Raw genomic sequence first — 17,512 nt, 5'->3', positions numbered from 1 at the left:
GGCCGTCGGCTAGTTGCTGAAAGCGTTGTACAGGCCGTCGTTATCGCCCAGGTTCAGGTCGTTCGTCGCGTTCGCGATGACCACAATCGGCCGGTCCGACGTAATCGTCATCCCGCCCCAGAAGCAGCTCGGCGGCGAGGCCCCGAGGCCCGAATCCACGTTCGCGTTCTGGTAGAAGATGAACGACCCGTTGATCGTCTTCGTCGTCGTGTACGTGCCCGGCGCGTTGCAGCCCGGCGCTGTGTTCGACGTGTCGTTGATCGCCGTGATCGTCACGTTCGCCGTGCCGCCGTCGGCCACGCTCACGCTCACCCAGGTGTTGTAGCCGCTGAAGCTCCCGGTCTGGTAGGCCCGGCGGAAGATCAGCGGCAGCTTCGCCGTCGTCGTCGCCTTGTTCACCGGGATGCCGTTGACGGCCGTGTACAGGTCCTCATCCACAAAGCTTCCCGGCGCCGTCATCTTCGAGCGGAAGAGCACCGCCGCAATCGGCTGGCTCGCCGTGATGGTCGCCGCACCGACGAACCCCTCCGGGATGCCGCCGGCCGCTTCATAGACGCTGTGGCTGGCCGTGCCGTTCGCCGGGATGTTCAGGTTCACCGTGTAGGTCCCGGTGTTGCCCACGTACGTAATGGTCGCCGTCGTGGCCGTCGGGTTCGGGTTCGAAAGCAGGTACTGCGTGTAGAACCCGTCCAGCTTGATCGCCAGCGGCATCGAGATCTGTGTCCCGAGGTCGCTCGCGCTCGCCGGCTCCACGATGAAGCCGTCGTACGACGCCAGCTTCCGGAGCCCGCCGCTCAGGTAGGCGTCAACCGCGACCGTGATCGTCGAGCTCGACGTTTGCAGCGTCGCCGCCATCAGCGAGTTCGCCGTCGAGGCCGGCATCGGGATAGCGCCGTCCACGGCGGTCGGCGCGAAGGAGATCTGGCCGCCTACCGGGATCCGGTAGCCGCCGCCCGAGCACGCCAGTGAGCCCGAGCCCGCATCGACCACCGGCGCCGCGGAAGAGCCGGGGAAGACGTAGGTGATGGTTACGCACGCCTCGGTCGTGCCCGTATTCGCCACCGCAAACCGGGTGTTGTACAGGCCGTTCAGCGCGTTCGCGACATACGGCAGCGTCACCTTGGTGCCGCCCGTCGCGTACGCGTTGTGAATCGAGTACGACTTGGCGAAGTTGACGTTGGATTCGATGTCGCGCACCAGCAGCGCGTTGATCGGCTGGTCGCTCGAAATCACGCCCACGCCGCGGAAGCCCGGCGTCAGGCCGCTGTTCGCCGCCTGCGCGAACACCCGCGTGCCGCCCGGCGGCACATTGCTGTACGCCACCGTCGCCGAGGGGATCAGCACCCCGGCCGGTGTGTAGATGTCCATCACAATCGTCGCCGGCGCGGTGCCGTTGTTCTGCGCGATCGTGCTGGTGTTCTCCTTGCTGTTCGGCAGCAGGGCCGGCAGCACCGCCACGTGGTCGAACCCGCGGCCCCGGACGGTCTCCGGCTCCCGGCCCGGCATGCTCCCCGCCGAAGCCGAGACCGCAGGGATGATCGTCAGCGCCCCGAGCACCAGCCCGAGCGCCATGCGTCGAAGAAATCTACGCTCCATATGGCATCTCCTCATCTCCCGGCAGTGTAGGAATCGCGCAGAAATAGGGTCAACGAATTCTGTCGCCCATCTGCCCGGGGTCGTGTAAACGGTCTGTAACTTTTGCCGGCCCCTCCCGGGCGCCTCATCCCCACTGGTTCAGCGCCTGGAAGACGAGCACGATGGCAACGGCCCCGCCGACCATCAGCAGCACCAGCCTGGTCCCGTTCACGGCCCACAGTGTCGCACGAAACGCCGCCGCGTGGGAACGCATTCGGTAACCCGCCTGAACAATTCCTCCCCGGCGGCGCTCCGTCGGCCACGGCAGCCTGCGCCTCCTTCCGCCCGCCAGCGTCCAGCGCAGCGGGCATCCGCCAGTCTGCACCGCTCCCGCGTCACCCCCTGTCGTCTCCGTGGCCGAACGTCATGCCGCCCGTCAGCGGCCGTTCGCCATCCCCTGCAGCTTCCGCCAGTGATGCTCCGCCCGGATCCGCCGGATCGTCCCCGAACGCGCCCGCATCACCAGCGACTCGCTCACCGCACCGCGCGGCGTGAACTCCACACCCGCCAGCAGCTCGCCGCCGGTCACTCCCGTGGCCGCGAAGAACACATCGTCGCTCTTCACCAGGTCGTCGATCGTCAGCACCCGGTCCAGGTCCAGCCCGAGTTCGGCGGCCTTCTTCCTGTCCTCCTCATCGCGGGCCCAGAGCCGCCCCTGGAAATCCCCCTCCAGGCACTTCAGCGCTGCCGCCGCAATCACCCCTTCCGGCGACCCGCCGATGCCGAGCATCACATCCACGCCCGAACCCGCGATGCCCGTCGAAATCGCCGCCGGCGCATCGCCGTCGGTGATGAACTTGATCCGCGCGCCGGCCGCCCGCACCTGGTCCGCAATCTCCGTATTCCGGTCCCGGTCGAGGATGATCACCGTCAGCTCCTCCACCGGCATCCCCTTCGCCTTGGCCACCTGCTCCAGGTTCCACTTCACCGGCGCCGAAAGGTCGATCCGCCCCTTCGCCTCCGGCCCGACCGCGATCTTCTCCATGTAGAAGATGTCTTTCGGACTGTACAGCGTCCCCCGCGGCGCACACGCAATCACGCTCACCGCCCCCGGCCGGCCCATCGCCGTCAGCCGGGTGCCCTCCAGCGGGTCCACCGCCACATCCATCTGCGGGCCCTTCCCGTTCCCCACCCGCTCGCCGTTGTACAGCATCGGCGCCTCGTCCTTTTCGCCCTCGCCGATGACAATCACGCCGTCCATCGCCACCGTGTCCAGCATCAGCCGCATCGCATCCACCGCCGCCTTGTCGGCGCCGTTCTTGTCGCCGCGGCCCATCCACCGCGCCGCCGCCAGCGCCGCCGCCTCGGTCACGCGGACCATCTCCATGCCGATGTTGCGGTCCGGGATCTGTTCAGCCCTCATGGATTCACCCCCAGCAAGTGTGCTACCGGCTTCAGCGCGTCCGTCACGAACCGGATGTGCTCGTCGAGGTCCACCCCAAGGTCCCGGGCGCCGTTGACCAGGTCCTCCCGACGCACGCTCCGCGCAAACGCCTTGTCTTTCATCTTCTTCCGCACCGAAGCCGGCTCCACCGACGATAGCGACCGGTCCGGCTTCACCAGTGCGCAGGCGATCACAAACCCGCTCAGCTCATCGCACGCGTAAATCGCCCGGTCCATGGTCGAACGGTACTCCAGCCCCAGGAACGGCGCGTGGCAGAGGATCGCATACCGGATGTCCTCCGGCACACCCCGCGCTGCCAGCAGCTTCGACCCCTCCATCGGGTGCAGCTCCTCCGTCGGGTGGATCTCCCAGTCGAAGTCGTGCAGCAGCCCGACAATCCCCCACCTTTCCTCGTCCTCGTGCAGCAGCCGGGCGTACGCCTGCATCACCGCCTCAACCGCGATCCCGTGCTTCCGCGTCCGCTCCTCCTGCGTGTAATCGAGCAAGATCTGCCAGGCGTCTTCCCGGTGCATACGCGCCTCCCGGGGTGAACTTCGCGGGAATTATCGCTATCTCGCCGCCAACGGACCAAACGGGGCCTGCCTGGTCACCTATCGCCGGCGCCCGCTGCTCCTTCCGCGCGCCAGCTCCACCGCCATCGCCAGCAGACCGCCAATTTCGTCCCAGTCGCAGTCTGTATCGAGCCACGCGCCGACCCAGCCCCGTTGGCCAACGTAGGGCGGCCGGAAATACCGGTCCGGCCGCGCGGCCGCCAGCGCCTCCTGCACGCCGGGCGGAGCCGCAATCCATACGGCCACCCGCCCATCATGGTGGCGGTCAGCGAACATCGCTGCCTGCCGGCGCCCGCGCACAAACCACGCCGCCTCGCCGTGGCTCACCCGCTCGTCGACCTCCTCGAACTCCGCCAGCAGCGCGCGGATCCGCGCCCGACCCTCCTCCGCGGCCCGGTCCGCCTCAGCGTTCACCGGCCCCCGCCAGCTCCACCACCGCAAACCCCCGCACGCTCGGCTGCCCCTCCTCATTGATGATCGCCAGCTCGAGGTCAGCCCGCTCCGCGCCATCCTCGGCATATACCCGCGCAACCCGGCCCACGATGGCAATCGGCCGCCCGACCAGGTCGGGGCGCCGGTGCGCCGCCCGCACCTGCCGGATCCACCCCCGTCCCGCCAGCCACTCCTCAACCGCCCGGTAGAGCAGCCCCACCTTCAGCGGCCCCGGCACGATCGTCCCCGGCATCCCCTGCGCCCGCGCAGCAGATTCGTCATAAAAGAATGGCGGAAACGCCCACTGCAGCGCGCAGTACCGGATCACCTGCCCCAGCTCCGGCCGCAGCTCGAACGGCCCCAGTTCGTCCCCTTCCCGCAGTGACGGCGCGACGCTCATTCCACCCCTCCCGCACCCGATTCCGCCGCCGAGTACTGCGTCATTGTCCGCCCGCTCCGCGCCACGAGCCGCCCCTCGGAATCGAAGAACGCTGTCTCCGAGAGCACGTCGATGCTGTACCCGAACCGGCCGCCGAACCGCTCCCGCACATCCGTCACCCGGTGCACCATCTCCAGCCATTCGCCCATCCGCAGCGGCCGCTCGAACGCCCACTCGTTCGCAATCAGCAGCGAGTTCGGCAGCAGCTCCGGGAAGGGAGGCGCCTCTGACTCCGATTCCAGCCCGGTAATCACGTACCCCGGCACCGGCTCGCCCTCCGCCGGCACCCGCGCCGGCGCTCCGCCGACGTACACCTCGTGCGCCCGCCGGTACGCCCGCGGCGTCACCTGCACCCGCCCGAGCCGCGTCTCCCGGCCCACCAGCGCGCGCACCTCATCCGTCAGCAGCGAAGCCTCCGGCATGGCCGAAAGCCTGCACGCGCCGCCCGGCAGCCGTCAACCGCAGCCGCCTCTGCTACGCTGGACCCGGCAGATGATCTACCTCGACCACGCCGCCACCAGTCCCCTCCGGCCCGTCGCCCGCGAGGCCATGGCCCCCTTCCTCGATGTCCGCTTCGGCAACCCAAGCGGCCTCTACGCCATCGGCCGCGATGCCCAGGAAGCCCTCGACGAGGCCCGCGCCGCCGTGGCCGCCTGCCTCGGCGCCCGCCCTTCGGAAATCATCTTCACCAGCGGCGCCACCGAGAGCATCAACACCGCGCTCTTCGGCATCAGTTACGCCCTCCGCCGCGCCGGCGCCGGAAACCACGTCATCACCAGCGCAATCGAACACCACGCCGGCATCCACGCCGCCGCCTTCCTCGAGGAGCTCGGCTTCGAGGTCACCGTCGTCGGCTGCGACGCCTCGGGCCGCGTCTCGCTCGCCGAAATCGACCGCGCCATCCGGCTCGGCACCATCCTTGTCAACGTGATGCTCGCCAACAACGAGGTCGGCACCATCCAGCCGATCCCTGAGCTCGCCGCCCTCCTCCGCGAACGGACCGCGCCCGGCGGCCACCGGATCGTCCTCCACACCGACGCCGTCCAGGCGCCCGCCTGGCTCCCCATCGATGTCGAAGCCCTCGGCGTCGATGCCCTCAGCCTCTCCGCCCACAAGTTCGGCGGCCCCAAGGGCACCGGCATCCTCTACCTCCGCCGCGCCACCCCCTTCCACCCGTTGCTGCTGGGCGGCGGCCAGGAGATGCACAAGCGCGCCGGCACCGAAAACGTCGCCGGCATCGCCGGCACGGCCGCCGCCCTCCAGGTCGCCGCTGCCGGCACCGCCGAGCGCTCCGCCCGCGTCCTCGAACTCCGAAACCGCCTCCGCGATGGCATCCTGGCGGCCATCCCCGACGTCCAGGTCAACGGCTGCCAGGTCAACTGCCTCCCGAACATCCTCAACGTCGCCTTCGGCGGCCTCGAAAGCGATGCCCTCGTCGCCGCACTCGACGAGCGCGGCGTCGCCGTCAGCTCCGGCAGCGCCTGCAGCAGCTCCACCTGGGAGCCGTCCCACGTCCTCATGGCCATGGGCGTCCCTATCCGCCGCGCCGTCGGCAGCATCCGCTTCTCCCTCGGCGAAACCACCACCCCCGCCGAGATCGACGCCGTCCTCAAGCTCCTCCCCGGCGCCGTCGAAGCTGCCCGCCGCCAGTTCGCCCGCGCGCGCACCTGACCCTTGGCAGGCCCGCCCCTACACTCGAACCGGTGAACGTCGAGGCCCTCCCCTACACCCTGCTCATTATCCTCGCCGAACTCACCATCGGCAGCCTCTGGGTCACCCTCGCCAGCGACCTCCGCGGCGGCGTCACCCGCGGGTTCGTCCTCACCATGGCGCTCTGCATCGCCATCGCCGGCATCCTCGCCCTCTGGACCGCCAGCTCCCTCTCCCTCGGCCCCGACGTCGACGGCTACCGCATCGACCCCGACCCCTTCCCCCGCTTCCGCCAGGCGCTCCTGGTCGTCACCATCGCCAGCGGCGTCTACATGTTCGCCGTCTTCATGGGCTGGGACCCCATCGGCCGCATCGCCGGCATCTTCGGGTCCCTCGCCGGGCTCGCCGCTATCGTCCTCCTATCGATCATGTTCGCCCCGCCGACCTGGGGTTACCCCGCCATCTTCCTCGGCCTCTTCGCCGGCACGCTCGCCCTCGGCGCCGTTTCCGTCGCCATGACCTGGGGCCACTGGTACCTCACCGAAGGCGCACTGCCGGCCTGGCCCCTGCGCGACCTCTGCCTCATCCTCCTCGGGGCCCACGCGCTCCAGCTCATCGTCCTCGCGGTCAACCTCGCCGTGCCCGTCCGCGAGGTCCCGCTCCCCGCCAACCCTGTCGACGTCGGCCTGTTCGCCAACCCCGTCCTCTATCTCCGCATCGGCGTCGGCCTCGTCTTCCCCATCATCCTCGCCTACCTCGCCTACCGGACCACCCGCATCCGCGCCATGCAGAGCGCCACCGGCCTCCTCTACATCGCCATGGGCGCCGTCTTCGTCGGCGAAGTCCTCGCCAAGGGCCTCATGTTCCTCACCGGCCGCCCCACCTGACCCCCGCTCCCCGCTCCCTGCTCCCCGCTCCCCGCTCCCCGCTCCCTGCTCCCCGCTCCCTGCTCCCTGCTCCCTGCTCCCGGCTCCCCGCTCCCTGCTCCCCGCTCCCTGCTCCCCGCTCCCTGCTCCCCGCTCCCTGCTCCCTGCTCCCTGCTCCCCGCTCCCTGCTCCCTGGGGCGGGGAGCGGGGAGCAGGCGGGGTTCCCTCCTCCCTCCTCCCTCCTCCCCGCTCCCCTTGCCCCCTCCCCCACCTCCCCGTAGAGTCCGCCCGACAGCTCTCCCGAGGAGGACCAGCCCATGGACCCCCAGGTCGAAGCCCTGCTCCAGATGATGGCCGCCCAGGCCCAGGCCGCAGGCGTCCCGCCCCTGTGGGAACTCGACCCGGCAACCGCCCGCGCCAACGCCGAAGTCTCCTTCCAGGCCTTCAACCAGCCGCTCCCTGCCTCCGTCACGATCACTGACCGCACGATTCCCGGCCCGGCCGGCGAAATCCCCGTCAAAATCTTTACCCCCGCCGGCCAGGGCCCCTTCCCCCTCGTCGTCTACTTCCACGGCGGCGGCTGGGTGATCGGGTCGCCTGCTACCCACACGAAGCTCTGCGCCGAGCTCGCCGAGGGCGCCGGCGCTGTCGTCGTTAGCGTCCACTACCGCCTCGCGCCGGAGCACACCCCGCCCGCCCAGCTCGATGACTGCGTCGCCGCCGTCCGCTGGGCCGTCGACCACGCTGCCGAACTGAACGCCGACGGCTCCCGCTTCGCCCTCGCCGGCGACAGCGCTGGCGGCAACCTCGCCGCCTGCGCCGCCCTCCGCCTCCGCGACGAAGGCGGCCCCCGGGCCCGCCTCCAGCTCCTCCTCTACGGCGCCTTCACCGGCAATAACGACCTCCCCTCCGTCATCGAAAACGGCGAAGGCAAGATCCTCACCCGCCAGATGATGGACTGGTTCTACCGCCACTACCTCTCCGCCGGCGCCGACCCGAAGGACCCGTACATCTTCCCCATCAACGGCGACCTCCGCGGCCTGCCGCCCGCTCACCTCATCGTCGGCACGCTCGACCCTCTGCTCGACGACTCGAAGCTCTACGCCGAGGCCCTTCAGAAGGCCCGCGTGCCCGTCAAACTCAGCATCTACCAGGACCAGCCCCACATCTTCCTGCAGCTCACCGCCATGCTCGACGGCGCAAAGAAGGGGATGGCCGAGGCCTGCGAAGCCCTCCGCACCGCCCTCAGCTGAGGCATCCCCGTTCGTTCATCCGCCCGCAGCCGGCACGGTTACCGTGTGCCGGCTGCAGCTGTCTCTCGATACACGCGCCGCCACGCGAAGTACAGCGGCGGCAGCAGAACCGCGAAGGCCGCCGCCGTGAACGCAAACGCCGCCCGGATGCCGATGTCGTCGGTGATGAAACCGAGCGTCGCCTCCAGAAACCCGACCTGCACGCTGAACGCCAGCGACACCACGCTGAGGACCGTCGCCCGCCGGTCGCTTGGCGTGTGCTCGTTGATGTAGGCATCCAGGGTCGGCCGGATGAGCCCCTGCACTGCCGCCGGCACCGCAAACAGCGAAAACGCGGCCACCGAGTCCCAGAGCGCCAGGCCGGCGAACGCCGCCACCACGCTGAGGCACGCCGCTCCCACCACCCGGTCGCGGCCGGCCCGCGCCGTCACCCTCCACGCCACCAGCGCCGCCGCAAGGCCCACCAGCCGGACCGGCGCCTGGAACACCCCGAACAGCCCCGTCGGCACCTCGTGCACGATCAGGAACGGCTGCACCAGCACGACCGGCGCAAACGTCACCATCAGCAGCCCCGTCAGCAGCAGCATCGTCGCCCGTACCGGCGGGTGCGACCACGCATAGGCAAATCCGCTGCGCACCTGCTCCAGGTACGGCCGCCGCGCATGGGTCAGCCGCGGGTCCACCATCAGCAGCGCCGCCGCCATCGCGACCAGGGGCGTCACCGCGCTCACCTGCACCGTGAACGTCATCCCCCAGGTCGCGGCCGCAAACCCGCCCAGCACGATGCCCGCCAGCCCGCCCGTCATCGTCAGCGCAAAACCCCGCCCGGCAATCCGCGCGAACCGGTCCTCCCGCCCCGCGGCCTTCAGCGAATCGAACACGATCGCCTGGTCCGCCCCGCTCCGGCACGCCTGCGCCACCGCCCAGAGCATGTAGTCCGCGAACAGCATCCAGTAGTTCGTCGTAAGCCCGAACCCGAGGATCGTCAGCGCATACACCGCAGCCCCGAGCGCCAGCACCCTGCTGTGGCCCACCCGATCGGCCAGCGCCCCGAACGGCGCCTCCAGCGCCGCCACGGCGAACCAGAACGGCAGGTCCATCAGCAGGATGTACTTCAGCTCCAGCCCGCGCTCGACCACCAGGTACTTGATCCAGATGCCGAACCAGAGCCCGAAGTCGTTGAACAGGACGAACGCGTAGTAGAGGCGCGTATTACGCCGGGCGACGACTTCCGGAGACATTGCCGCCCATCATCCCACGGTTGGCCGCTAGAACCTCGCCCGGAAAACAGCGACAGCGGAGCCTCCGGAGCCCGGAGTCCCCGCTGTCGGCCCTGCCCGCGCTGCCGCCCGGGCGCTACGGAATCTGCTGCAGGATCGCGAAAATACCTGCGCCGATGATCGTCGTGTCGCTCGAGAACGCGATGATGCTCAGCACCAGCGTGAACACCACCATCCCGGCCAGGTTCGCCATCACCACCTGCGTCGAGTCAGCATTCGTCACCGACTGCGCCGCATAGATGCTCATCACGAACAGCAGGACGATCGAACCCAGCGCGAACACCGGGTACAGCACCGGGATGAACATCAGCACGCTCAGGGCCAGCGGCCACGCCGCATACCCCATCGTCCGGAAGAGCGACTGCACATCGGCCGAGGCCTTGTACACCTGCGCCAGCATCACGTACACGACGAGCACCCACACCGCGTACAGCGCCGCCATGAAGATGCCGCCCAGGATGAACAGGTTCAGCCACGGGCTCTTCGGGCCGAAGTCGAAGTTGAACTCCCAGAAGAGCGTCGCGCCGAGCCCTGCCAGCAGCGACGCAACCGCCGCCACCACCAGCGCCGGGATCAGCTCGTTCGCATCGTCGCGGACCTCGTCGAAGACGCTGGTGTCGAACCGCACCAGCCGCATCACGTGATTGACAATGACGTTCGGGTCCATGCTGCCTCCTGCATGCCTTCCGTTTCTGGCGGCCATCGAATGGTCTCCCGCCAGTTGCGCGGCACTATAGCACGCGGCTGCCAACACGCGAATGAAATGATCAGCAATCTGCGCCAATGACGCCTGTGCGGCGCACCGGCCCGCCGATCGGCCGCCGCTCCGGCAGCCCCACACGCCGGGGATACCGCCCCGGGCAGGACGCGCGCTTCCGCAGCAGCGCCACCCGCACCGTCTCGCTCACCTCCGGCCGCATCGGCAGGATCGCATCCAGCTCGCACCCGAGTTCCCCAATCGCCGTCTCCGCAGCCGCGAGCTCCTCCTCCAGCCGGCTCCCTTTCGGGAGCGCAATCACCCCGCCCACCGCCGCCAGCGGCGCCGCATACTCCAGCACCACCCGCAGCTCCGCCACTGCCCGCGCGGTCACCAGCCCGCACGCCTCCCGCAGCGGCCCCCGTCCCGCCTCCTCCGCCCGCAGCGCGTGCACGGTCACGTTCGTGCATCCCAGCTCCCGGGCTGCCGCCTCGAGGAACCGCGCCCGCTTCTGCAGCGGCTCCACCAGGTGCACCTCCCAGCCGGGCCGCACGCATGCCGCGACCAGCCCCGGCCATCCGCCTCCCGTGCCAATGTCGGCGTAGCGCACCCCCTCGCCCCTCCCGAGCGCCTCCTCCGCAATCCGCACCAGCTCGAGCGATTCCCCGTACTGCCGCCGCACCGCCTCCCGGGCATCGACCGCCGTCAGCCGCCCGGCCGCCTCGTCCGCCTCCACCAGCGCCCAGTGCCGCTGCAGCCGCGCAATCCCCTCCCGGTCCGCAACCCCCGCGAACAGCCGCTCCAGGTCATCCCATCCGAGAACGTTATCCATTGCGTACAGCACAAACCCCCGCCCGAATGGTACAGTAGAGCCATGACACAAACGCCCGCTGGAGTACCGGCCACCCAGGTCACCCTCCGCGAAGCCCTTCGACAGTTCTCCGCCAGCCTCAAACCCGCCGAGCGCGAATACGCCGCCTACGCCGAAAAGTTCTGCAACGACATCGGCCTCGACCGCATCACCGCTGACCTCACCCCCGCCATCGTCGAGCAGTACGGCGAGCGCAACCTCCGTCCCACCGACCCCAACGGCCAGCGTCGCCTCGACGCCCTCAAGGCCTGGTTCAGGTTCCTCAAGAACAAGGGGTACACCGAGCGCAACCTGGGCACCGGCCTCCGCCTCCCGAAGGCGAACGGCCCCCGCGCCACCAGCGCCAGCACCCGCGTCGTCGAAACCCCCATCGAAATGACCGCCGAAGGCATTGAAGCCCTCAGGCGCGAGCTCGCCGAACTCGAGCGCCGCATCCCCGACCTCATCCGCGCCGTCGAAACCGCGCGCTCCGACGGCGACCTCCGCGAGAACGCCCCCTACCACGCCGCCCGCGAAGCCCTCGCCCTCGCCGAGAACCGCCGCCGCCAGCTTGAAGAATCACTCAAGCGCGCCGTCGTCGCCGACCGCTCCGAACTCGATGCCGACGTCGCCGCCATCGGCTCCGGCGTCACGGTCACCTTCCTCGAGCGCAACATTCAGGTGACCTACCAGCTCGTCGGCCCGCGCGAAGCCAACCCCGCTGAGAAGAAGATCAGCGTCGAATCCCCTGTGGGCCGCGTCCTCCTCGGCCGCCGCGTCGGCGAAGAAGTCGAGGTCGAAGCCCCCCAGGGCACGATGCGCTACCGCATCGACGCCATCATCCACGACCCGTAGCCCGCACCGGCCCCGGAACGCAGGCCCCGCCGCTGCGCATCGCGGGATTTTCCCGGCCGCATCGCGGGATCTCCCCAATCCGGCATCCGCACACGGTGACGAATACTCCTCCCACCATCACTGGGAGGCCAAGCATGCTCGTCACCGGCGACCTCAAATGCCTGCACTGCGGCCACATCACGGCCCGCTGGGTCGGCCCCAAGGGTGCGCCGCTCACCTTCGCAGGACTCCGCCCCCTCCTGCCCGGCACCGACCCCGCTGCACCCGTCCGCTGCGCCCGCTGCCAGGGCCCCGTCTACCTCGATGATGCCATGCCGGTGGCCAGCTCCTACCGCCTCCGCCGCATCCAGCGCATGCGCCAGCAGCTCGCCGCCTTCGATACCCCGAAACGGAAGCGGGGCCGCGCTGCCTGACACCGGGCCGTCAGCAGCAGTCGTCTTTGTAGCCGCACCGCCGGCAGACGGCCAGCCGCGAACCTTTGATGTCCGCCATCGCTGAGCCGCACCGCGGGCACACCTGCACCGGGATGCTGCTGTCGCCCATGCCGGCCATTTCAGCACAGCCCCGCCCTCCACGCCACTCGAATCGCGTAACTGCTTGACCATTTCAACAGTTTCGCACACCCTGAACCTGCCGCAGCGCTTCTTCCCGGGTCGCGCACCCCGCCTCCCGCTCCGCGAGGCCCCGCCGTGAACGGGGCCTCGCACCGTTTCCCCGGGCTTCACCCGCCGCCCTCGAAACGGGCTATCGGCGCCCCCGGAACGGACCTTCGGCCGGCTCCATAGCCCCCGTCAATGGCACCATCGAACCTGTCGACCCGCTCGCCCGCCGCACGCCATCCCCGGCGCGGATTGGGCACACTGGAAACGACAGGACCCGCGCGCAGCCCGCGGGAAGGAGGATTCATCTGGCCATGCACCGCTTCACCCGCCCCGTACTCGTAGCCACACTCGCCGTCGCCGCCGCGCTCGCCCTCGCCGCCTGCGGCGGCGGCAGCAGCAGCTCGTCCGACAAGGGCGTCGCCGACGGCTCCGACAGCCGCATCCCCGCCGGCGCCCCGCTCATCGACCAGGATAAGCTCCAGTTCAACCCCAGCCAGCTCACCGTCAAAGTCGGCGAAACCGTCTACTTCAAGAACAGCGAAACCGCACTCCACACCGTCGACATCGACGGCAAGAACGTCTCGGGCAACATGAAGAAGAACGACGTCTTCACCTGGGTCTTCCAGCAGCCCGGATCCTACAAAATCACCTGCGACTACCACCCGCAGATGAAAGCGACCGTCACCGTCACCGGGAGCTAGTTCCCGCCCTTCGGCGTCTGCAGCGCCGTGTTCTCGCCCAGCCGAACCACGATGTCGAACCCCGGCGGCTCCGTGCCGTCGGGGTTCTGCATGCGCAGGTCGAACAGCCCGGTCAGCTTCCCCGCCGTGTACGGCTTGCCCGTCACATCAACAATCCCGGCCTGCCCCGTCCCGTCGCCCGCCACCACCGTCACCCACGCCTCCGAGATTCCCCATGCCGCGAGATGGGCCAGTGCCGCCTTCCCCGCGGCCTGCCCGCCCGGCGGCGTCACCAGCGCGATCTTCGGCGCCTCATCTCGCGCCTGCGGGTCTGCCAGGAATTCATCGATGATCGCGTACATCTGCTCCCGGTTCGGCAGCAGGATCAGCTGGCCGTCCTCCGAGACCCCGCCGTACATCGCCTTCCCGAGCGAGAACGTCTCGATCCTCCCGAGGTCCACCTGCCGCGCCATCAGCGCATACCCCGGGATCAGCCCGTTGTCGATATCGGTCTTGAACGCGTCCCGGTAGGCGCTCCACAGCTCCGGGATCCGCGCGATATACCCCAGGCTCACGGCCTTCTCCGCAACCGCCCGGATCACCAGCTGCTGCCGCTCAATCCGCTTCAGGTCGCCGTCGACCCGCACCCGCGAGTACCCCAGCGCCTGCCTGCCGTCCATATGCTGCCGGCCTGCCTGCACCGTGTTGTTTGGAAAGACCTCCAGCACGTCCGTCCCGAAGTCCGAAATCGTCTCCGGCACGTCGATGTCGATGCCCCCCAGCGCATCGATCAGCCGCACGAACCCCTCCCAGTCGATCACCACGTAGTGCCGGATGGTGATGTTCAGGTTGTGCTGCACCGCCGCGACCGCCGCTGCCGCTCCGCCCCCCGGGTACCTGTAGAACTGCCCGTACGAGTACGCCGCGTTGATCTTGTTCTCGGCCCACACCCCCGGCGTATTCCCGTACGGGATCTCCGCCCAGAAGTCCCGCGGTATCGCCAGCAGCTGCAGCCGTCCCGCATGGGTGTCGATGCTCGCGATGAACATCGTGTCGCTCCGGTAGCTTCCGTCCTCCGGCTGCCCCGGCCGCTTATCAATCCCCAGCACCAGGATGTTCAGCCGCGCATCCGGCGTCCACGGCTTCGGCCCTTGCTCCGAAACCCCCGGCAGCGACACGTTCACGCCGAGGTCGGTCCCCGGCACCTTTGCCGGCACGGCCGGCACCGCCACCTCGTTCGCCGGGAACAGGTACTGGTCGACCCGTCCAAGCACGACCAGTGCGACGTAGACCGCGGCAAGGAAGCCGACAACAATCCCTGCAGCGGCGGCTCGCCGCCGCGTCACTCCGGTGCTCACTGCCCCGCCAGCCTCCAGGGAGGTTGCCCCTCACCTTCTCCGCCGTCTACCGCTCAGTCAAGCTTCCGGGTAAAGCCGTCATGTCCCTCCTCATCCGCAACACCGTTGTCGCCAGCCCCTCAGGCCCCCACCGCGCCGATATCCTCGTCCAGGGGCCCCGCATTGTCGCCGTCGGCCGCGACCTCGAAGCGCCCGGCGCCGAAATCCTCGATGCCGAAGGGCTGACCGCCGGCCCCGGCTTCATCGATGTCCACGTCCACGGCGGCGGCGGCCGCACCTTTTTCAGCGACGACCCCGCCGAAGTCGCCGCCTATGCCGCCTGGGCGCCCTCCCGCGGCGTCACCGCCTTCCTCGTCTCCACCGTCGGCCCCGATGCCGCCGCTACCGCCGCCCGCCTGTCCGCCCTGCGCCCGGCGATCCAGCCCCTGCCCGGCTCAGCCGAACCGCTCGGGTTCCACCTTGAGGGCCCCTTCCTCAACCCCATCCGACGCGGCGCCTTCCCCGCGCACTACCTCCGCGAGCCCTCGATCGCCGAGTACGAAACCTTCCACGAGGCGGCCGGCGGGCTCGTCCGCCAGGTCACCGTCGCCCCCGAGCTGCCCGGTGCGCTGCCCCTCATCCACACCATCGCCCGCCTCGGCGCCGTACCCGCGCTCGGCCACACCGACGCCACCGTGCCCGAATGCCGCCACGGCTTCGAAGCCGGCATCGCCCACGTCACTCACCTCTTCAACGCCATGCGCCCCATCCACCAGCGCGAAGGCGGCCCCGTCGTCGCCGCCCTCGAAGCCCCGGATGTCACCTGCGAACTGATCTGCGACGGCGCCCACGTCGAGCCGGCCGTCCTCCGCCTCGCCTACCGCCTCCTCGGCCCGCTCCGGGCCGTCATCGTGACCGATAACCTCCACCTCGCCGGCGTCGATGCCGGCCAGGCCGTCTTCGCCGGCGAGGAGATCACCGTCTCCGGAGCCCACGCCCGCAAGGCCGATGGCACCATCGTCGGCAGCGTCGCCACCTTCGACGTCCACTTCCGCAACGCCGTGGAGATCTTCGGTCTCGACCTTCCCGCCGCCTTCCGCCTCGCCAGCACCAACCCCGCCCGCGTCGCCGGCGCCGCCGACCGCAAGGGTCAGCTCGAACCCGGCTTCGATGCCGACATCGTCCTCCTCGACCACGACCTCCATGTCGCCGCCACCATCTGCCGCGGCGAGGTCGCCTACCGCCGCGCCTGAGCCCCCGCCCGCAGGAACGGCAGCGTCGCCCGCAGGAACGCGTCAGGCCGCTCCTCCGCCAGCAGATGCCCTGCCCGGTCGATCACGACCGCCGGTCCGGCCGCCGGCAGCGCCTTCGCCAGCTCTTCCGCCCGTAGCGGCGGCACCACCACGTCCGCCTCGCCGGTCACCACCAGCGCCGGCGCCGCGATGGCGCCGAGGTCGACCGCCGGCTCCGCGGCATGCTCCCGCGCCATCTCCGCCACCGCCCGGACGGTCCCCGGGATGAGCAGCGGGTCGATGTACCCGCGCACCACCTCCGGCGTCACGAACGAGGGGTCGGCCACCATCTGCCGCAGCCCCCGGCGTCCGGCCGCGTACATCACCGTCGGCGAGATCGCCGCCAGCCGGATCGCCCCGAACATCAGCCGGCTCGCCCGCCGCCGGCGGCCGATGTCGAGGTTCGCCCCAGCGCTCACCGACCCCACCAGCACCAGCCGCTCGGCCCGCCCCGGCGCGCGCGCCGCCAGCCGCTGCACCACCGCTCCACCCATCGAATGCCCGGCAAACGCCGCCCGCTCGATGCCCAGCAGGTCGAGCAGCGCCAGCAGCCGGTCGACGTGCCGCTCGTGCCCGTAGCCGATCCCCGGCCGCCGGTCGCTCAGCCCGAAGCCCGGCAGGTCCACCGCAATCACCCGGAACTCCTTCGCCAGCTCCGGCACCACCGCCCGCCAGCTGAACGTGCTCCCGGCGAAGCCGTGCACGAGCACCAGCGCCGGCCCGGCGCCCTCGTCGAGGTAGTGCAGCCGTGCCCCCGCCACCTCCCGCACCAGCCCCGCCGGCTGCGGCGGCCGCCACCGCCGCCGGTCCGCTGCGGCCAAGCCCGCAGCAGCGCCTGCGCCGGCCGCCCCGAGCAGTGCCGCCGCCGCTGCCGCGCGTCTCACCGCCATGCCGCAGCCTCCGCCAGCAGCGTACGCAGCGCCCGGATGCTCCCCGGCATCCGCGGCCCGTACCACCACAGCAGCTTGCCATCCACCAGCCGCGCCGGCGCCGCCTCCGCAAACTCGGCGCAGTGCTCCTCCCGGAAGTGGTAGGGCTCATCCGGCAGCAGCACCAGGTCCGGCCTGAGCGCCCGCACCTCCTCCAGCGTCACCTCCGGGTAGCGCTCCCGCTCCCGCAGCACGTTCACCGCCCCGCATGCTTCCAGCAGCGAACTGCCGTACGTCCCCCCGCCGAGCCCCAGCAGCGGCCGCCGCCAGATCGGCACGAACACCCGCGGCCCTTCGCCGGGCGCGGCATCCGCCAGCGCAGCTTCGACTTCCGCCGCGAGCGCGTCCGCCCTGCCCGGGTTCCCCACCTCCGCGCCGATCGCCCGGATCGCCGCCAGCGCCTCCTCGACCGAATCGATCACCGTCACCAGCACCCGCAGCCCGGCGGCCTCCAGCGCCGCCACGTCCTCCCGCCGGTTCTCCTCCCGGTTCGCAATCACGAGGTCCGGCCGCAGCGCGGCAATCGCCGCCACGTCCGGGTCCTTCGTTCCCCCGAAGGCGGGAACCGCCGCCGCCATCTCCGGCGGCTCCGTGCAGAACTTCGTCCGCCCCGCCAGCGTTTCCGGCGCCAGCTCCCAGGTCAGCTCCGTCAGGCTCGGCACCAGGCTCACGACCCGCATGCGCCCATTATCGTCCCTCCGCCCGCGCGCGAAGAGGGGCCGGCTCACCGCCGGCCCCCGTGGCCCTGTCCCCGTTCGC

At 70.2% G+C, this 17,512-nt stretch carries 20 protein-coding genes; 7 read left to right on the top strand and 13 right to left on the bottom strand.

All coding sequences use genetic code 11. The features are described from left to right. Positions 1–9 precede the first annotated feature (9 nt). From Tbon_RS04070 to Tbon_RS04045, 7 genes are all read right to left on the bottom strand, one after another. Positions 10–1,596, bottom strand: a complete 1,587-nt coding sequence (locus Tbon_RS04070; RefSeq protein WP_158066431.1) for a hypothetical protein — start codon at positions 1,594–1,596, stop codon at positions 10–12. 124 nt (positions 1,597–1,720) lie between these two features. After that, complete coding sequence (locus Tbon_RS14350) at positions 1,721–1,849, bottom strand: hypothetical protein (RefSeq protein WP_263970090.1); 129 nt, start codon at positions 1,847–1,849, stop codon at positions 1,721–1,723. Between the two features lie 162 nt (positions 1,850–2,011). After that, positions 2,012–2,998: a class II fructose-bisphosphatase gene (glpX, locus tag Tbon_RS04065; protein WP_158066430.1), complete on the bottom strand. Its 987-nt coding sequence runs from the start codon at positions 2,996–2,998 to the stop codon at positions 2,012–2,014. Then, positions 2,995–3,552, bottom strand: coding sequence for an HD domain-containing protein (locus tag Tbon_RS04060; protein ID WP_158066429.1), 558 nt, complete (start codon positions 3,550–3,552; stop codon positions 2,995–2,997). The genes glpX and Tbon_RS04060 overlap by 4 nt, the downstream gene beginning before the upstream one ends. Before the next feature lie 78 nt (positions 3,553–3,630). Beyond that, positions 3,631–4,005 carry an MmcQ/YjbR family DNA-binding protein gene (locus Tbon_RS04055; protein ID WP_225734701.1) on the bottom strand — a complete coding sequence of 125 codons (375 nt, stop codon included), beginning with the start codon at positions 4,003–4,005 and terminating at the stop codon, positions 3,631–3,633. Continuing rightward, the gene (locus Tbon_RS04050) at positions 3,995–4,423 is read right to left on the bottom strand and encodes a MaoC family dehydratase (protein WP_158066427.1); all 429 of its coding nucleotides are present in this window, start codon (positions 4,421–4,423) and stop codon (positions 3,995–3,997) included. The genes Tbon_RS04055 and Tbon_RS04050 overlap by 11 nt, the downstream gene beginning before the upstream one ends. Then, a complete protein-coding gene (locus Tbon_RS04045; protein WP_158066426.1) occupies positions 4,420–4,884 on the bottom strand; it encodes a MaoC family dehydratase in 465 nt (154 codons plus the stop codon). The genes Tbon_RS04050 and Tbon_RS04045 overlap by 4 nt, the downstream gene beginning before the upstream one ends. Before the next feature lie 70 nt (positions 4,885–4,954). On the opposite strand from Tbon_RS04045, the gene Tbon_RS04040 reads away from it, so the two are divergent. From Tbon_RS04040 to Tbon_RS04025, 3 genes are all read left to right on the top strand, one after another. Beyond that, positions 4,955–6,133, top strand: coding sequence for a cysteine desulfurase family protein (locus Tbon_RS04040; RefSeq protein WP_192498126.1), 1,179 nt, complete (start codon positions 4,955–4,957; stop codon positions 6,131–6,133). A gap of 32 nt (positions 6,134–6,165) precedes the next feature. Next, a complete protein-coding gene (locus tag Tbon_RS04035; protein ID WP_158066424.1) occupies positions 6,166–6,999 on the top strand; it encodes a hypothetical protein in 834 nt (277 codons plus the stop codon). Between the two features lie 296 nt (positions 7,000–7,295). Then, the gene (locus Tbon_RS04025; protein WP_158066423.1) at positions 7,296–8,231 is read left to right on the top strand and encodes an alpha/beta hydrolase; all 936 of its coding nucleotides are present in this window, start codon (positions 7,296–7,298) and stop codon (positions 8,229–8,231) included. 38 nt (positions 8,232–8,269) lie between these two features. On the opposite strand, the gene Tbon_RS04020 is transcribed toward Tbon_RS04025, so the two are convergent. The 3 genes from Tbon_RS04020 to Tbon_RS04010 all read right to left on the bottom strand — a co-directional run bounded on the left by Tbon_RS04020 (position 8,270) and on the right by Tbon_RS04010 (position 11,040). Then, positions 8,270–9,472: an MFS transporter gene (locus tag Tbon_RS04020; RefSeq protein ID WP_158066422.1), complete on the bottom strand. Its 1,203-nt coding sequence runs from the start codon at positions 9,470–9,472 to the stop codon at positions 8,270–8,272. A gap of 115 nt (positions 9,473–9,587) precedes the next feature. Further along, the gene (locus tag Tbon_RS04015; protein WP_158066421.1) at positions 9,588–10,178 is read right to left on the bottom strand and encodes a hypothetical protein; all 591 of its coding nucleotides are present in this window, start codon (positions 10,176–10,178) and stop codon (positions 9,588–9,590) included. A 100-nt stretch (positions 10,179–10,278) separates the two neighbouring features. Beyond that, positions 10,279–11,040, bottom strand: a complete 762-nt coding sequence (locus tag Tbon_RS04010) for a 16S rRNA (guanine(527)-N(7))-methyltransferase RsmG (protein ID WP_158066420.1) — start codon at positions 11,038–11,040, stop codon at positions 10,279–10,281. 42 nt (positions 11,041–11,082) lie between these two features. On the opposite strand from Tbon_RS04010, the gene greA reads away from it, so the two are divergent. The 3 genes from greA (at position 11,083) to Tbon_RS03995 (ending at position 13,216) form a co-directional block, all read left to right on the top strand. Next, positions 11,083–11,913 (top strand): transcription elongation factor GreA, encoded by an 831-nt coding sequence (greA, locus tag Tbon_RS04005; RefSeq protein WP_158066419.1) that lies wholly within the window; start codon positions 11,083–11,085, stop codon positions 11,911–11,913. A gap of 134 nt (positions 11,914–12,047) precedes the next feature. Then, positions 12,048–12,326 carry a hypothetical protein gene (locus Tbon_RS04000; protein ID WP_158066418.1) on the top strand — a complete coding sequence of 93 codons (279 nt, stop codon included), beginning with the start codon at positions 12,048–12,050 and terminating at the stop codon, positions 12,324–12,326. A gap of 500 nt (positions 12,327–12,826) precedes the next feature. Next, positions 12,827–13,216 carry a cupredoxin domain-containing protein gene (locus Tbon_RS03995; protein WP_158066417.1) on the top strand — a complete coding sequence of 130 codons (390 nt, stop codon included), beginning with the start codon at positions 12,827–12,829 and terminating at the stop codon, positions 13,214–13,216. Here the strand turns inward: Tbon_RS03995 and Tbon_RS03990 are convergent. Beyond that, on the bottom strand, positions 13,213–14,553 hold the full coding sequence (locus tag Tbon_RS03990) for an LCP family protein (protein WP_158066416.1): 1,341 nt from the start codon (positions 14,551–14,553) through the stop codon (positions 13,213–13,215). The genes Tbon_RS03995 and Tbon_RS03990 overlap by 4 nt on opposite strands. Positions 14,554–14,633: 80 nt before the next feature. On the opposite strand from Tbon_RS03990, the gene nagA reads away from it, so the two are divergent. Continuing rightward, positions 14,634–15,785, top strand: coding sequence for an N-acetylglucosamine-6-phosphate deacetylase (nagA, locus tag Tbon_RS03985; RefSeq protein WP_158066415.1), 1,152 nt, complete (start codon positions 14,634–14,636; stop codon positions 15,783–15,785). On the opposite strand, the gene Tbon_RS03980 is transcribed toward nagA, so the two are convergent. Together Tbon_RS03980 and Tbon_RS03975 are read right to left on the bottom strand one after the other, a co-directional pair. Further along, a complete protein-coding gene (locus Tbon_RS03980; protein WP_158066414.1) occupies positions 15,770–16,714 on the bottom strand; it encodes an alpha/beta fold hydrolase in 945 nt (314 codons plus the stop codon). The two genes, nagA and Tbon_RS03980, sit on opposite strands and share 16 nt — an antisense overlap. Continuing rightward, complete coding sequence (locus tag Tbon_RS03975; RefSeq protein WP_158066413.1) at positions 16,705–17,433, bottom strand: helical backbone metal receptor; 729 nt, start codon at positions 17,431–17,433, stop codon at positions 16,705–16,707. Before Tbon_RS03975 ends, Tbon_RS03980 begins: the two co-directional genes overlap by 10 nt. Positions 17,434–17,512: the final 79 nt, after the last annotated feature.

This window comes from Tepidiforma bonchosmolovskayae, from assembly GCF_008838325.1.
Classification (GTDB): Bacteria; Chloroflexota; Dehalococcoidia; order Tepidiformales; family Tepidiformaceae; genus Tepidiforma; species Tepidiforma bonchosmolovskayae.
Note: the sequence above shows the minus strand (reverse complement) of the source record. Positions and strands in the feature narration are given on the sequence as shown.